Source organism: Streptomyces sp. NPDC058872 (assembly GCF_042743065.1).
Taxonomy (GTDB): Bacteria; Actinomycetota; Actinomycetes; order Streptomycetales; family Streptomycetaceae; genus Streptomyces.
On the sequence record NZ_JBHYMK010000005.1, the window covers coordinates 25,118 to 39,627 of the forward strand.

Sequence of the window (14,510 nt, forward strand, 5' to 3'; positions counted from 1 at the left end):
CACCGGTCCTGCGAGGTCGTCTCAGTGGTGGAATCCGCCGCGCTGCGCGTCCGCCGGCACGCCCTTCGTCAGACGGTCCAGCGAGCGGCGGAGGTCCTGGACCAGGAGGTCGATCTCGTCGCGGCCGATGCCGTGCCGGATCAGGACGCGCTGGATGACCGTCTCCTGCCGGTCGGCGGGCAGCGGGTAGGCCGGAACCTGCCAGCCGCGCATCCGGAGCTGGTCGGAGAGGTCGTAGAGGCTGAAGCCCGCGCCCGCCGGGTCGGTGAGGGTGTACGAGACGGCCGGCAGCGCCCCCTTCCCGTCGTAGAGCAGGGTGAACGGGCCCATGGCCGCGACCTGTTCGGCCAGGTACTGGGCGGTCAGCGCACAGGCCTGCTGGACGCGCCGGTAGCCGGCCCGTCCCAGGCGGAGGAAGGTGTAGTACTGGGCGATGATCTCGCCGCCGGGACGGGAGAAGTTCAGCGCGAAGGTCGGGATGTCGCCGCCCAGGTAGTTCACCCGGAAGACGAGGTCCTCCGGCAGCAGGTCCGCGGTGCGCCAGACGGCCCAGCCCACGCCGAGGGGCGCGAGGCCGTACTTGTGGCCGGAGGCGTTGATGGAGGAGACCCGCGGGAGCCGGAAGTCCCAGACGAGGTCGCGGTGGAGGAAGGGGGCGATGAAGCCGCCGCTGGCCGCGTCGACGTGGATCGGGACGTCGAGTCCCGTCTCCTGCTGGATGCGGTCGAGTTCGGCGGCGATCTCGGCGACCGGCTCGTAGTCGCAGGTGAAGGTGACGCCGAGGATGGCGACGACGCCGATGGTGTTCTCGTCGACGTGGTCGCGGAGTTGGTGCGGACGCAGCCCGGTGGCGCCGGGCTCCAGGGGCACCTGCCGCAGTTCGACGTCGAAGTACCGGGCGAACTTGTCCCAGCAGATCTGCACGGGACCGGTGACGAGGTTGGGGCGGTCGGTGGACTTGCCCTCGGCGCGCCGCCGTTCGCGCCACCGCCACTTCAGGGCGAGCCCCCCGAGCATGGCGGCCTCGCTGGAGCCGGTGGTGGAGCAGCCGATCGCGGTGCCCTCACCGGTCGCGCTGCCGGGGGCGTTCCACAGGTCGGCCAGGATGTTCACGCACCGCGACTCGATCTCGGCGGTCTGCGGGTACTCGTCCTTGTCGATCATGTTCTTGTCGAGGCACTCGCCCATCAGCCGGCGCACCTCGTCGTCCGACCACGTGGTGCAGAAGGTCGCCAGGTTCTGCGCCGCGTTGCCGTCGAGCAGCAGCTCGTTGTGGAGCATGGCGTAGACGACCCTGGGGAGGTTGGAGTCCTCCGGCATCCGGTGCTTCGGCAGGACCCGCTCGCTGAGGGCGGAGGCGAACACGTCCGTGGCCGCGTCCGCGCCCGTCGGGCCCTTCATCTCGTGGAGCGCCACGGCTCCCCCTTCGATCGGCGGTGCTTCTCGACGTTCCTCCCCATCAACGCACGGGGCGGGAGGGGGCGCCCGACGGTCGGCCCCCGCATTGGCCCACCCGGGTGAGCGGGACGCCGAGGCCCTGTCCTACCGCCCCTCCGACCAGTACGTTCCGGACGAAGTGGATCACCGGCGGAAGTCGCGAGCGGACGCCGAGAGCGGAAAGGCCCTTCACATGACCCCCCACGCCTTCAGCGGCACCGACCGGCAGGACCCCGCCGGGCCCGTCGACGACTCCGACCCCGCCGAGGCGATCGAGGCGTACGACGACCTGCCCGAGCGCCTGATCGGCTACCCGGCCGTCTTCCACGCCCTCGGCATCGGCTCCTCCGCCGTGCGCACGGTCCTGGACTACGGCTGCGGGCCCGGCAAGGTCGCCACCCGGGTCGTGGAGGCCTCCGAAGCGAGCGTGGTGGCCGTCGACGTCTCGCCCCGCATGTTGGAGATCGCCCGCGGGCGACGCCCGCACCCGCGCATCGACTACCGGCTGATCGGCGACGAGGGGCCCGCCTTCCTCGCCGACGGTTCCGTCGACGCCGCCATGGCCTGCTTCGTCTTCGTCACCGCCGGCGAGGTCGCCGTCCTGCACGACATCGCCGCAGAGATGCACCGGGTGCTGCGCCCCGGCGGCCGGTGCGCCGTCCTGGACGCCAACCCCCGCACCACGGGCATCCGGTTCTCCACCTTCCGCAGCGGCGAACCCGGTCGCGTCTACACCAAGGGCGAGCGGCGACGGTCCCGTCGCGAACGGCCCGGCACGGACGATCCGCTGGAGTTCGTCGACCACCACTGGCCGTGCCAGACCTACCTCGACGTGCTCGGCAAGGCCGGCTTCACCGACCTGGACGTCCACGAACCGGTCCTCACCCACCGGTCGGCGCAGCTCGGGGGCGACCCCGCGGAAGCGGGGCACCCGCCGTTCCTCGTGGTGTCCGGGGTCAAGCAGTAGCCGTGCCGATCAGCTGTCGGAGTAGCTGAAGTCCCCCACCGTCCAGGCGCTGACGTCGGCGATGGCGACCCGGTACATCCCGCCGGTCGCGGGCATGCCCACCGTGCCCTGGAGGATCCGGGCGAGGTGGAAGTGGAGGTGGGTGGGGGGCTTCTCGTGCTTGCGGTCCACCGGGGAGAACACCCGGGAGAACTCGCCCAGCCGGTCCGAATCCGTCAGGACCTCCGACACCCGCTGTCTCCACAGGGCTTCGGGCGCCAACCGCCCGGTGATGACCACGCCTCCCGCGACCACGGTCAGGGACATCTGGTTGCTCCGCCCGGATTCCACGGTGGCGGCGACGTCGACGAGCAACTCGTCAGGGATCGACATGGAAGTCGATTCTAGGCGCGCGGGCCCCCGGTGCGGGGGTCCTTGGCGCGGCGCGGTGTCGACGTGCGCCGCGGTGCGGGCGGAGGCGCGGGAGGGGACGCCCCGGGCCGGAAGCCCGCCCACCTGCGCTCCGGAGCGCACGCCCGCGCCGGCACGAACGTGCCCGTGCGCCCGGAGTGCCGGTGGGGGGCGTGCCCCCCGGCTACGGCACGTGCTCGGCGGGTTCCTCCGCCAGGAAGGCCGTCACGGCCAGGGCGAAGAGCAGGCCGAGGGCGATGCCGACGATGACCCAGCCGGTGGGGTGGGGCCAGAAGACGCAGGCCGCGGCAGCCGCCGCGACGAGGATCCAGGTGATCCAGCTGCGGTACTGGCGGACGAACGGCCCCACCGGGCCCAGCCGCAGGCCCGCGCGGTCGGCGGTGGCGCGGGTCGCGGTGATGCCGGAGCGCCAGAGGCCGCGGGTGAGCACGGCGGGGCGGCTCGGGCCGGAGAGCCAGGCGGCGAGGGCGATCAGGACGCCGAGGGTCGCGAACACCCGGACCGAGGTGCGGAGGAAGCGGATCAGGGTGTCGTAGACGGCGCCGGCGGCCGCGGGGGAGACGTCGGCGGGCAGGGCGTTCAGGTAGACCGTGCGGAAGACGGTGAGGGCGACGCCGAGGACGAGGGCCGCGACGGCGACGCCGAGGGCCGCGGCGATCAGGGTGCGGCGGCGGCGCACGGCGAGCAGCACGCCGCCCGCGACGAGCAGCACGGCGATCACCGGCAGCCACACGCCCAACAGTTGGAGCAGCCCGAAACCGGTCTTCACCTTGCCGATGTCATCGGACCTGACCACCGTGAAGTCGGTGTGGATCTCGGGGATGCTGCCCGCGACCGTGAGCCCGGAGTCGACGAGGCGTTCCTTCACCCGTTCGATCAGCGGCGCCAGGTCGATGGTGACCTCGTCCGTCTCGATCTTCACGGCTCCGTCGTCGCTGCCGGTCAGCGCCCGGTCGAGGGAGGTGTGGATCGCCCGGTTGGCATCGACCCAGATCGTCTTGAACGCCGAGGAGGCGACCACGTCCTGCGCCCGGTCGTGGACGAAGCTGGCGACCGCGCTCTGCAGCGAGTCGCCCAGGGCGCCGAGGGCCTTCTCCGCGAGGGGGCGCTGGTCGGGTGCCACGCCCTGGAGCAGGGCGGGCAGGTCGACGTGCTCCATGACGGCGGTGGTGACCCGGTCGGCGACGGCGGCCTGGACGTCCGGGTCCGAGGCGAGGGGGGTGACCGTCTGCACGTAACGGTCGGTGTCGCCGACGATGTCCGCGGTCCAGGAGGCGACGATGCCCAGCGGGACGAGGAGGCAGCCGATCACGATGAGCAGGGCGGCACAGAAGGAGCGGAGGCGGTGGCGGGGCGGCGGAGCGGCGGTCCGGTCCGCTTCGAGGGCGGCCACCCGGGCCCGGAGCAGCGAGAGTTCGTCGCTGCCGTCACCAGCGGGGTCGCCCATGTCGCCCACCTCTCCCGAGGGAATGTTCCAGGACGATTCTGTGCATGTCGGTCCGCTTTGTCGCCCGGGGCATGGCGTACGGGTCCCGTCCGCGCACCCCGCCGACGCCTCTCGGGCGGGCCCCGTCGACGGCGGTGCACTGCTGCGGGCCTGCGCGGGGCGACGACGGCACTCACCAGTGAGCCAGGCCACCAGCCCTCGCCGCCTGGGCGCGCCCGCGGTGCCGCTCCCACCGCCCGCAGCCGCTCCGCTTCACGGAAGTACGCCATGGACCTTGCCGACGAGAACCACACCGACGTCGAGATCTACCGCAAGCTCGCACACCCCGACCGGCTCCACACCGTCAGCCGCACCGGTGCCCCCGACAGCCTGCTCGCCCTCTTGGACGAGGGCCCTCACCCCCCCTCTTCTTTCAGCAGCTGCCCCGGGGACGCCCGAGCGGAAGGTCGAAGGCCGCGCTCCGCAGCGACCGTCCCACGAACTTCGCGAGCGGACGTTCGAGGAAACGCTGCACCAGGTACGACAGGACGATCAGACCGGCGACCGTGACCCCGACCAGCACCCAGGGGTCCACCTTCGTGCCGTAGTGGTGCACGATGGTCATGCCGATGACGTCGTGCAGCAGGTACAGCGGGAAGGTCAGCGTCCCCGCGACGGTCAGCCCGCGCCAGCGGATCCGCCGCGTCCAGCCCAGCGCGATGGCAGCTATGAGCAGGAAGAACACCGTGACCACCAGCACCAGCCAGCCGCGCCAGGGCGCCCACGTGGCCCAGTTGTTGCGACCGTGCGGGTTCAGAAGGAAGTGCAGCGACAGCAACCACGACATGCCGACGACGCCCCACAGGACCGGGGTCGGCCGGAACCGGTACATGAGGTAGAAGGCCATGCCGGCAATGAAGTACGGCGCCGACGCCGGGTTGACCAACACCGTCAGCAGCGGCACGCCCGCGGCGGGCGTGAGCACCGCGGCGACCGTCCACACCCCGCAGAAGACCACGACGCGCTGGTAGGTGAGGCCCTTCCACACCACGACCGCGAAGGCCAGGTAGAAGCACAGCTCGGGCCAGAGGGTCCAGTAGACCGGGTCCAGGCTCTCCATCCCGAGCGGCATCTGGAGCATCGTGAAGTTGGAGAACAGCACCCGCGGATTGGGACGGCCGAACGGCGTGTCGACCGTGTAGACGACGCACGCCGACACCACGATCGCGATCCAGTACATCGGGTACAGGCGGGTCACCCGGGAGATGAAGAAGTCACGTGGTGAGCGCCCCCACGCGCTCATGCAGATGACGAACCCGCTGATCAGGAAGAACAGGTCGACCCCGAGCCTACCGAAGGCGAAGTACTCGTGCGCTTGGGGGAACAGGCTCTGGTACGGCAGCCCCCAGATGTGGATCATCGCCCACCTGGTCTGCCCGACGAAGTGGAACAGGACGACGGCAAGCGCGGCCAGGAACCGCAGCCCGTCCAGGGCCGCGAGCCGGTCCCGACGGGCAGACGGCAGCACCACCACCCTCGACCCGGTCACCACGCGCTCGGCGCGCCCCGCCTCGAAGCCGACCGCTGTCTTCTGTTCCACCTGCATCGTCCATCTGTCGTTCGTACCGGCTCCACTGCCCCCCTTGTGGGCTACCCGCCCCCCCAAAGGCCGGACGTGCTGTGGATCTCTCGGCCGTTCGACCACCAGACAGGCCATAGGGTTGTGCGATGAGTTGAAGCTTCCCCTTGGTCGTGGACACCTGGGCACCGGGGCATGAGGCTCCAGTCGAAGCCGGTCAGGACGGTGCGCTCGGCGGTGATCTCGGCGGTCAGCTCCAGCGAGCGCAGGGTGTGCGGCATGGTGCGGGCACCGTCCGCGATCACCGCCGCGTCCTTCGCGTCGGTCTTCGCCTCGCCGGGGTAGAGGTCGGCGATCCGCCGCATGGCAAGGCCGGGCAGGTAGGCGACCTGGCAGCCCGCATCGCGGGCGACGGTCAGGGAGGGCGCCGATACGGAGGTGGACTGGCCTTGGCATCGGTGTCGTGCGCGCGCATCCACGTCGTGCAGACCTGCCGCCCGCGAACGACCAGGCATCGCGCCTGGTCAGGCGGTGGTCGGACCTCTTATCAGCGTCTCCGACGGCACCCCTCGGGCCCGGTGACACCACCCCCCCGGGTCATCCGTTCGACAGGGGGACACGGTCATGCCGGGCCCGGAGGCCAGCGGCCCTCTTGCAGGACCGCGAAAACATAACGGGGGCGGATCGCAGGGGCGGGACCCGATGCGCACGGGGCGGAACCGCTGCCCGCCGACGACCCGCCGTGGACCCCGCCGGGCGTCCCCGCCCTCCCCCGTCCGGGCCGCGGGACGGAAGGGAACGACGGGCGCCCCTTCGGTCGGGCGGTCGAGGGCCTCGCGACGCTCCCGGCGGGGGCGCTGATCCGCGGACCGGAGCGGGTGCGGAGTCCCCTACCCCAGGCTCGTGCGCGCCAGTTCCAGGAACTCCGCCTCCGTCAGTCCGAGCCCACGGGCCTCCTCCGCCGCCTCGCGGAGCCGGGCGAGGAGCCGGGCCCGACCGGGTGCGGTGGCCCCGGGGATGACGACGGCGCCCCTGCCGCGCCGGAGTTCGATCAGGCCCTCCTCGCGGAGCCGCTGGTAGCCGCGCAGGACGGTGTGGACGTTGACGCCGAGGGAGTCGGCGAGTTCCCGGGCGGCCGGGAGGCGCTCGCCGGGGGCGGCGGAGCCGTCGGCGAGCGCACCGCGGACGCAGGCGGCGATCTGGTCGCCGAGGGGCACGGCGGAGGCCGGGTCGACACGGAAGAGCACGGTCAGACCTTCCCATGCCGTTCGGCAAGGGTGTTGAGCAGGGCGGCGGCGGTCCGCGCGTCGGGCACGGTGACCGCGAACTCCCGGCCGCCGGGGCGCCGCACGACGAGGGCTTCGCCGGAGCGCAGCACCACGCCCGTCCGGTGGGCCCGGACCCGGTAACCCCAACCGCCGAAGTCGGCGAGGGCGTCGACGTTCCGGACGTCGGCGCCGGCGACCTCGTCGAGCGGGACCCGGACGCGGGGCCGGGAGGCGAACGAGGGCCGGACGGTGAGGCCGTGCCGGTCGACGCTGACCCGGATGCGGGCGAGGGCGAGGCCGGGCACGCCGATGACGAGGCCGACGAGGCCGAGCAGGGCGAGCGGCCAGGGCGCGAGGAGGAGGACGACCGGGGCCGCGACGAGCGCGAGCACCGCGAGGGCGGTGAGCGGCCGGGAGCCGGTGGTGCGGGTCCAGCCGGCGACCTCGCCCGCGCCGAGCGGAAGCCGCGGGGCGTCCGCGTCGACGGAGACGCCGGCCGGCTCCCCTTCGGGGACGAGCCGGGTGAGGGCCAGGCCGACGGCGGCGAGGAGGGCGGCGGCGGCCGCCGCGAGGGCGAGGTCGGTGGGGGGCGAGACGACCCGGGCCGCATCGACGGCGTCCAGGTTGTCCCGTACCAGGAGGGCGAGGAGCGCGCCGGTGAAGCCGGCGGTCGCCCAGGCGCCCCACAGGGCGGTGCGGCGGACGAGGAGCGTCCAGCCGGTGCCGAGTCCGAGGAGCAGGGCGGCGCTGATCACGCCGTAGGCAGTGCGACCGGCGAAGCCGTCGGCGCCTTCGGGGCCGAAGTGGACGGCCAGTCGATCGGGCAGCCGGTCGTGGAAGAGGGCGAGCAGCAGCAGCTGGGCGACGAGCGCGAGGACGAAGGGCAGCGCGGCGAGCGCGCGGAGACGGAGCGTGGCACGGTTCACGGAAAACCTCCCTTGTTTGCACTCTACTAGAACAATAGGGGTTGCCGTCGAGGTCCCGTCGAGATGCGGGGCACCGAAACCGGCTGTTCACTGGGCCACATGCCGACGAACGGGGAGATCTTCATGCGCCGCCGGCCCACCGCCCTCGCCTCCTTCGCCGCCTTCGCCGTCCTCACCGCCGGCCTCGTCACCGGCTGCGGCGACGACGGCGAGCCCGACCCGCTGCGCGGCGAGCAGTGGGCCCTGGACGCGCTGAAGCTCCCGGACGCCTGGGGCACCGCCAAGGGCACGGACACCGTCATCGCCGTCGTCGACACCGGCGTGGACCCCGACCACCCCGATCTGAAGGGGCGGCTCGTCGACGGCTACGACTTCGTCGACGGCGACGACGAGCCCACGGACCTCAACGGCCACGGGACCCACGTCTCCGGCATCGCCGCCGCCGGCGCCGACAACGGCGTCGGCATCGCGGGCGGCGCCCCCGAGGCCAAGATCATGCCGGTCCGGGTGCTCGGCGCGAACGGCAGCGGCAGCGACGCGAACATCACCAAGGGCATCGTCTGGGCCGCCGACCACGGCGCCCACGTCATCAACCTCTCCCTCGGAGAGTCCGGCCTGATGGCCCGCCTCCTCAAGGGCGGCATCCTCAACCAGGCCATCACCCACGCGAACGGCAAGGGCGCGGTGGTGGTCGCCGCGGCGGGCAACGACGCCACCGTGCTCCAGCCCTACAAGGTCGACACCCCGGTCCTGGTGGTCAACGCGTCCGACCGGAACGGGGCACCGGCCTCCTTCACCAACTTCGGCGCGCAGAACGCCGTGTCGGCCCCCGGCGTCGACATCGTCTCGACGCTCCCGACCCACACCGCGAAGGAGACCGTGAAGAACACCACGGGGTACGGGAGGCTGTCCGGCACCTCGATGGCCGCGCCGTACGTCTCCGCCGTGGCCGCGCTCCTGCACCAGCAGGGCCTGGACCCGGCGGCGATCATGCAGACGATCCGCGACACCGCCGCCAACCCCGGCCAACTGCCCAAATTGGGGCTCGGGAACGTCGACGCGGCGGCAGCGGTGCAGGCCGCGAAGGGGCAGTAGCCCCGCCCGGGGGGCCGCCCACGGACGGCCGCACCGGGCCCGCCGGAGCGGGGCGCGGTCCACCGGCGCGCCGAAGGGGTTCCCCCGGCCGGCCGGGGGCCGCGGGGCGGGTTACGGAGCGGCTCCCCCGCACGGCTCCGGCACCCGCCCCGCGGGGATCAGTCCTCGCCCTCCAGGTCGCCCTCGGTCTCCAGGAACACCTGGCGCAGGGCGGCCAGGGTCTCCGGGTCCGGCTTCTCCCACATCCCCCGCGACTCCGCTTCGAGGAGCCGCTCCGCGATGCCGTGCAGGGCCCACGGGTTGGCCTCCTTCAAGAAGGCCTGGTTCTCCGCGTCGAGGACGTACTCCTGCGTCAGCTTGTCGTACATCCAGTCCGCGACGACCCCGGTCGTCGCGTCGTACCCGAAGAGGTAGTCGACGGTCGCCGCGAGCTCGAACGCGCCCTTGTAGCCGTGGCGGCGCATCGCCTCGATCCACCGCGGGTTGACCACCCGGGCGCGGAAGACCCGGGAGGTCTCCTCGACGAGCGTGCGGGTGCGGACGGTCTCCGGGCGGGTCGAGTCGCCGATGTACGCCTCGGGGGCCGTGCCCTTCAGCGCGCGGACGGTCGCGACCATGCCGCCGTGGTACTGGAAGTAGTCGTCGGAGTCGGCGATGTCGTGCTCGCGCGTGTCCGTGTTCTTCGCGGCGACCGCGATCCGCTTGTACGCGGTCTCCATCTCGTCGCGCGCCGGGCGGCCTTCGAGCCCGCGGCCGTACGCGTACCCGCCCCACACCGTGTACACCTCGGCGAGGTCGGCGTCCGTGCGCCAGTCGCGCGAGTCGATCAGCTGGAGGATGCCCGCGCCGTACGTCCCCGGCCGCGAGCCGAAGATGCGGGTGGTGGCGCGCCGCTCGTCGCCGTGCTCGGCCAGGTCGGCCTGCGCGTGCGCCCGCACGTGGTTGTCCGAGGCCGGCTCGTCGAGCCCGGCCACCAACCGTACGGCGTCGTCCAGGAGGCCGATGACGTGCGGGAAGGCGTCCCGGAAGAAGCCCGAGATGCGCAGCGTGACGTCGATGCGCGGGCGACCGAGCTCGGCGAGCGGGATCGGCTCCAGGCCGTTCACGCGGCGCGAGGCCTCGTCCCACAGCGGACGGACGCCGAGCAGCGCGAGGGCCTCGGCGACGTCGTCGCCGGCGGTGCGCATCGCGCTCGTGCCCCACAGGGAGAGGCCCACCGAGGTCGGCCACTCGCCGTTGTCCGTGCGGTAGCGCTCCAGGAGCGAGTCGGCGAGCGCCTGGCCGGTCTCCCAGGCGAGCCGGGACGGCACCGCCTTCGGGTCGACGGAGTAGAAGTTGCGGCCGGTGGGCAGCACGTTGACCAGGCCCCGCAGCGGGGAACCGGACGGGCCGGCCGGGACGAAGCCGCCGTTCAGGGCGTGCACGGCGTGCGCCAGTTCGTCCGTGGTGGCGGCCAGCCGCGGCACGACCTGCTCACAGGCGAAGCGCAGCACGGCCTGGACCTCGGGGCCGTACCCCTCGGGGACGGCCGCCGCGTCCCAACCGGCGGCCTCCATCGCCTCGACCAGCTCGCGGGCCTTCGCCTCGGCCTCGTCGGCGGTGGTGCGGGTGGCGGCCGACTCGTCCAGGCCCAGGGCCTCGCGCAGCCCCGGCAGGGCCTGCGTCCCGCCCCAGATCTGGCGGGCCCGCAGGATGGAGAGCACCAGGTTGACCCTGCCCTCCCCGACCGGGGCGCCGCCGAGGACGTGCAGGCCGTCGCGGATCTGGGCGTCCTTGACCTCGCACAGCCAACCGTCGACGTGCAGCAGGAAGTCGTCGAAGCCGTCGTCCTCGGGGCGCTCGTCGAGGCCGAGGTCGTGGTCGAGCTTGGCGGCCTGGATCAGGGTCCAGATCTGGGCGCGGATCGCGGGCAGCTTCGCCGGGTCCATGGAAGAGATCTGGGCGTACTCGTCGAGCAGTTGCTCCAGGCGCGCGATGTCGCCGTACGAGTCGGCGCGGGCCATCGGGGGCACCAGGTGGTCGACGAGGGTCGCGTGCACGCGCCGCTTGGCCTGGGTGCCCTCGCCCGGGTCGTTGACGAGGAACGGGTAGACCAGGGGCAGGTCGCCGAGGGCCGCGTCGGGGCCGCAGGCCGCGGACAGGCCGGCGTTCTTGCCCGGCAGCCACTCCAGGTTGCCGTGCTTGCCCAGGTGGACCATGGCGTCGGCGCCGAAGCCGCCGTCCTCGGCGCCGGCGGCGATCCAGCGGTAGGCGGCCAGGTAGTGGTGGGACGGCGGGAGGTCGGGGTCGTGGTAGATCGCGATCGGGTTCTCCCCGAAGCCGCGCGGCGGCTGGATGAGGACCAGCAGGTTCCCGCGCCGCAGGGCGGCGAGGACGATGTCGCCCTCGGGGTTGCGGGAGCGGTCCAGGAACATCTCGCCCGGCGGCGGGCCCCAGTGCTCCTCGACCTCGGTGCGCAGCTCCTCCGGGAGGAGCGCGTACCAGCGCTTGTAGTCGGCGGCGGGGATGCGGACCGGGTTCTTCGCGAGCTGTTCCTCGGTGAGCCAGTCCTGGTCGTGGCCGCCGGCCTCGATGAGGGCGTAGATCAGCTCGTCCCCGTCGCCGGAGACCAGACCGGGCAGCTCCTCCTCGGGCCCGAAGTCGTACCCCTCCGCGATCAGGCGCCGCAGCAGGGCGACGGCGGAGGCCGGGGTGTCCAGGCCGACCGCGTTGCCGATGCGGGAGTGCTTCGTCGGGTACGCGGAGAGGACGAGGGCCAGCTTCTTCTCGGCGTTCGGGACGTGCCGCAGCCGGGCGTGCCGGACGGCGATCCCGGCCACCCGGGCGGCGCGCTCGGCATCCGCCACGTACGCCGGCAGGCCGTCCGCGTCGATCTCCTTGAAGGAGAACGGCACGGTGATCAGCCGGCCGTCGAACTCGGGCACGGCGATCTGGTTGGCCGCGTCCAGCGGGGACAGGCCCTCGTCGTTCTCCTCCCAGGCGGAGCGCGAGCCGGTCAGGCACAGCGCCTGCAGCACCGGCACGTCGAGCGCGGCGAGCGCCCCCGCGTCCCAGGCCTCCTCGTCCCCGCCCGCCTGCGCCTCGGCCGGCTTGGTGCCGCCGGCCGCGAGGACGGTGGTGACGATCGCGTCGGCGGTGCGGAGGGTGTCGACGAGCTCCGCCTCGGGGGCGCGCAGGGAGGCCACGTAGAGCGGCAGGGCGCGGGCCCCGGCGTCCTCGATCGCCCCGCACAGGGCGTCGACGAAGGCGGTGTTCCCGCTCATGTGGTGGGCGCGGTAGTAGAGCACGGCGACGGTCGGGCCGGTCTCGTTCCGCGCCGTGCGCTCCAGGGGGCCCCAGGTGGGGGTGGCGGCCGGGGCCTCGAAGCCGTGGCCGGTGAGGAGCACGGTGTCGGAGAGGAAGTGGGCCAGCTGCGCCAGGTTGGCCGGGCCGCCGTGCGCCAGGTAGGCGTGCGCCTCGGTGGCGACGCCGATCGGCACGGTGGAGGCCGCCATCAGCTGGGCGTCGGGGGCCTGTTCGCCACTGAGCACGACGACCGGCTTTCCGGCGGCGAGGAGCACGTCCAGCCCCTCCTGCCAGGAGCGGAGGCCGCCGAGGAGGCGGACGACGACCAGGTCGACGCCGTCGAGCAGGGCCGGCAGGTCGGCGAGGGGCAGGCGGGAGGGGTTGGCGAAGCGGTACTCGACCGGTCCGTCCCCGGGCGCCGCGGCGTTCGCCGCACGGGCGCTGAGCAGGTCGGTGTCGGAGTGCGACAGCAGCAGGAGCATGGCGAGCTCAGGCCTTCCTCGGGGTTGTCCGCGCCCCGGGTGGTCGTGTGAATGGGGGCCTCCCCTCGCTCGGCCGAAGCCGAGAGCGCGGGAAAGGGAGTTCCTGACTCACCCGCCCCATCGCTGGTACGGGCTCACAGTGGCGGGACCGCGCCGGAATCTCACCGGGCTTCCTCCCCGGGGTCCTGGGACCCCATGCCGGTCTGCATCCTAGATCGTGGCGCCGGCGGGCCCCCAGGGAGCGGGGACGTCGACCGGATCACACCCGGTGGCCGGCCGGTTCCCCGTGGGTATGCTCGCCGCCATGCCGCCCACCCCACCCCCGAAGCCCGAAGCGGGCGAGGCCCGCACGCGGGACCGTGGCGACGCCTGCCCCGGGGCGCTGCGCCTGCACGCCGCCGACGACGGCCGCCTGGCCCGACTCCGCCTGCCCGCGGGCCGTCTGACGGCAGCTCAGGTGGAGGTCCTGGCCGGTGCGGCCGATGCCCTCGGCGACGGACGGATCAGCATCACCTCGCGCGGCAACGCGGAGCTGCGCGGCCTCGCCGAGGACTGCGGAGCGCGGCTGGCGGAGCTCCTGGCGGAGGCGGGCCTGCTGCCCTCCCCCACCCACGAACGGGTCCGCAACATCGTGGCCTCGCCCGCTGCGGGCCTCGACGGACTCGGCCACGCCGACGTGCAGTTGTGGGCGCGCGAGCTGGACGCCGCGCTGTGTGCCGAGGCCCGGGCGGCGTCCCTTTCGGGGCGGTTCCTGTTCGTCCTGGACGACGGGCGCGGAGACGTGGCCGGGCTGGGCGGCGATGTGAGCTTGATCGCAGAACCGGACGGATCGGTCCTGCTGCGGCTCGGCTCGCGGGCCTTCCGGCTCGCCGCCGCGGACGCCGTCCGGGCCGCCCTCACCGCCGCCCTCGCCTTCCTGGACGCCGCCGGGGCCGCCGGGAACGGGGCCTGGCGCCCCCGCGAACTGCCCGAGGGGCACCTGCCGGACTGGGCCGGCGCCCTGACACGGGCCGGGATCACCGCCGAGCCCGTACCGGTACCGCCCCTGCCCGTGCCCCGGTCGCCCGAACCCGGGCCGCTCGGCGACGGCGCCCTGCACGTCCTCGCCCCGCTCGGCCGGCTCACCGCCGTCCAGCTGCGGGCCCTGCTGCCGGCCGCCGAGATCCGGCTCACGCCGTGGCGGGGGGTCGTCGTGGTGGGCGCCGCAGCCGCCCCGGCCGCGGACCGCCCCGCCGCCGTCCCGGCCGCCGGGCGAGCCTCCGCCCCCACCCCGGCCGCCGGCGGAAGCACCCCGGTCGGTTCCCTCCCGGCGCGGCTCGCCGAGCTGGCGTCACACGGCCTGCTCACCCGCTCCGACGCACCCGGCGCCCGGGTCACCGCCTGCACCGGACGGCCCGGCTGCGCCAAGTCCCTCGCCGACGTCCGGGCCGACGCCCCCGCCGCACCCCCCGGACCCCTGCCCGTGCACTTCTCCGGCTGCGCACGCCGCTGCGGACACCCGCACGGCACCTGGATCGACGTCCTCGCCACCGGCGACGACGGCTACCTGGTGGACGGCGTCCCCACCCCCCGCACCTCCCTGACCGCAGCAGTCTCGGCGGCCCGCAGCCTGCCGACCCACACGAGATGAGCGA

Annotated in this window: 10 protein-coding genes, 1 pseudogene and 1 riboswitch; of the genes and pseudogenes, 3 read left to right on the forward strand and 8 right to left on the reverse strand. The window is 73.6% G+C overall.

Going from position 1 to position 14,510, the window contains the following annotated elements; all coding sequences use genetic code 11:
* Positions 1-21 precede the first annotated feature (21 nt).
* A complete protein-coding gene (locus ACFW22_RS04305) occupies positions 22-1,416 on the reverse strand; it encodes a glutamate decarboxylase (RefSeq protein WP_386398688.1) in 1,395 nt (464 codons plus the stop codon).
* 214 nt (positions 1,417-1,630) lie between these two features.
* Here ACFW22_RS04305 and ACFW22_RS04310 point away from each other — a divergent pair, with 214 nt between their 5' ends.
* Positions 1,631-2,404, forward strand: coding sequence for a class I SAM-dependent methyltransferase (locus ACFW22_RS04310; protein ID WP_386398689.1), 774 nt, complete (start codon positions 1,631-1,633; stop codon positions 2,402-2,404).
* Between the two features lie 9 nt (positions 2,405-2,413).
* On the opposite strand, the gene ACFW22_RS04315 is transcribed toward ACFW22_RS04310, so the two are convergent.
* The 6 genes and pseudogenes from ACFW22_RS04315 to ACFW22_RS04340 all read right to left on the reverse strand — a co-directional run bounded on the left by ACFW22_RS04315 (position 2,414) and on the right by ACFW22_RS04340 (position 8,014).
* Complete coding sequence (locus ACFW22_RS04315) at positions 2,414-2,776, reverse strand: hypothetical protein (protein ID WP_386398691.1); 363 nt, start codon at positions 2,774-2,776, stop codon at positions 2,414-2,416.
* Between the two features lie 202 nt (positions 2,777-2,978).
* On the reverse strand, positions 2,979-4,262 hold the full coding sequence (locus tag ACFW22_RS04320; protein ID WP_386398692.1) for a hypothetical protein: 1,284 nt from the start codon (positions 4,260-4,262) through the stop codon (positions 2,979-2,981).
* A gap of 412 nt (positions 4,263-4,674) precedes the next feature.
* Positions 4,675-5,847, reverse strand: coding sequence for an acyltransferase family protein (locus ACFW22_RS04325; protein WP_386398694.1), 1,173 nt, complete (start codon positions 5,845-5,847; stop codon positions 4,675-4,677).
* A 170-nt stretch (positions 5,848-6,017) separates the two neighbouring features.
* Positions 6,018-6,248: pseudogene (locus ACFW22_RS04330) on the reverse strand (transposase); the annotation flags it as partial.
* 462 nt (positions 6,249-6,710) lie between these two features.
* The gene (locus ACFW22_RS04335; RefSeq protein WP_386398695.1) at positions 6,711-7,067 is read right to left on the reverse strand and encodes a GntR family transcriptional regulator; all 357 of its coding nucleotides are present in this window, start codon (positions 7,065-7,067) and stop codon (positions 6,711-6,713) included.
* Between the two features lie 2 nt (positions 7,068-7,069).
* Positions 7,070-8,014, reverse strand: coding sequence for a hypothetical protein (locus ACFW22_RS04340; RefSeq protein WP_386398697.1), 945 nt, complete (start codon positions 8,012-8,014; stop codon positions 7,070-7,072).
* Positions 8,015-8,113: 99 nt separating this feature from the next.
* On the opposite strand from ACFW22_RS04340, the gene ACFW22_RS04345 reads away from it, so the two are divergent.
* Positions 8,114-9,109 (forward strand): S8 family peptidase, encoded by a 996-nt coding sequence (locus tag ACFW22_RS04345; RefSeq protein ID WP_386398698.1) that lies wholly within the window; start codon positions 8,114-8,116, stop codon positions 9,107-9,109.
* A gap of 158 nt (positions 9,110-9,267) precedes the next feature.
* Here the strand turns inward: ACFW22_RS04345 and cobN are convergent, their stop codons facing one another.
* Entirely contained in the window at positions 9,268-12,876 is a 3,609-nt protein-coding gene (cobN, locus tag ACFW22_RS04350) for a cobaltochelatase subunit CobN (protein ID WP_386398700.1), read from the reverse strand.
* A 77-nt stretch (positions 12,877-12,953) separates the two neighbouring features.
* A riboswitch (cobalamin riboswitch) is annotated at positions 12,954-13,088 on the reverse strand.
* 80 nt (positions 13,089-13,168) lie between these two features.
* Between cobN and ACFW22_RS04355 the strand changes: the two genes are divergently transcribed.
* Complete coding sequence (locus ACFW22_RS04355; protein ID WP_386399042.1) at positions 13,169-14,506, forward strand: cobalamin biosynthesis protein CobG; 1,338 nt, start codon at positions 13,169-13,171, stop codon at positions 14,504-14,506.
* Positions 14,507-14,510 lie beyond the last annotated feature (4 nt).

Excerpts from the sequence above, each read along its gene's own strand:
- ACFW22_RS04310 (WP_386398689.1), top strand. The coding sequence starts at position 1,631 with ATGACCCCCCACGCCTTCAGCGGCACCGACCGGCAGGACCCCGCCGGG.
- ACFW22_RS04315 (WP_386398691.1), bottom strand. The coding sequence starts at position 2,776 with ATGTCGATCCCTGACGAGTTGCTCGTCGACGTCGCCGCCACCGTGGAA.
- ACFW22_RS04320 (WP_386398692.1), bottom strand. The coding sequence starts at position 4,262 with ATGGGCGACCCCGCTGGTGACGGCAGCGACGAACTCTCGCTGCTCCGG.
- ACFW22_RS04325 (WP_386398694.1), bottom strand. The coding sequence starts at position 5,847 with ATGCAGGTGGAACAGAAGACAGCGGTCGGCTTCGAGGCGGGGCGCGCC.
- ACFW22_RS04345 (WP_386398698.1), top strand. The coding sequence starts at position 8,114 with ATGCCGACGAACGGGGAGATCTTCATGCGCCGCCGGCCCACCGCCCTC.
- cobN (WP_386398700.1), bottom strand. The coding sequence starts at position 12,876 with ATGCTCCTGCTGCTGTCGCACTCCGACACCGACCTGCTCAGCGCCCGT.
- ACFW22_RS04355 (WP_386399042.1), top strand. The coding sequence starts at position 13,169 with ATGCTCGCCGCCATGCCGCCCACCCCACCCCCGAAGCCCGAAGCGGGC.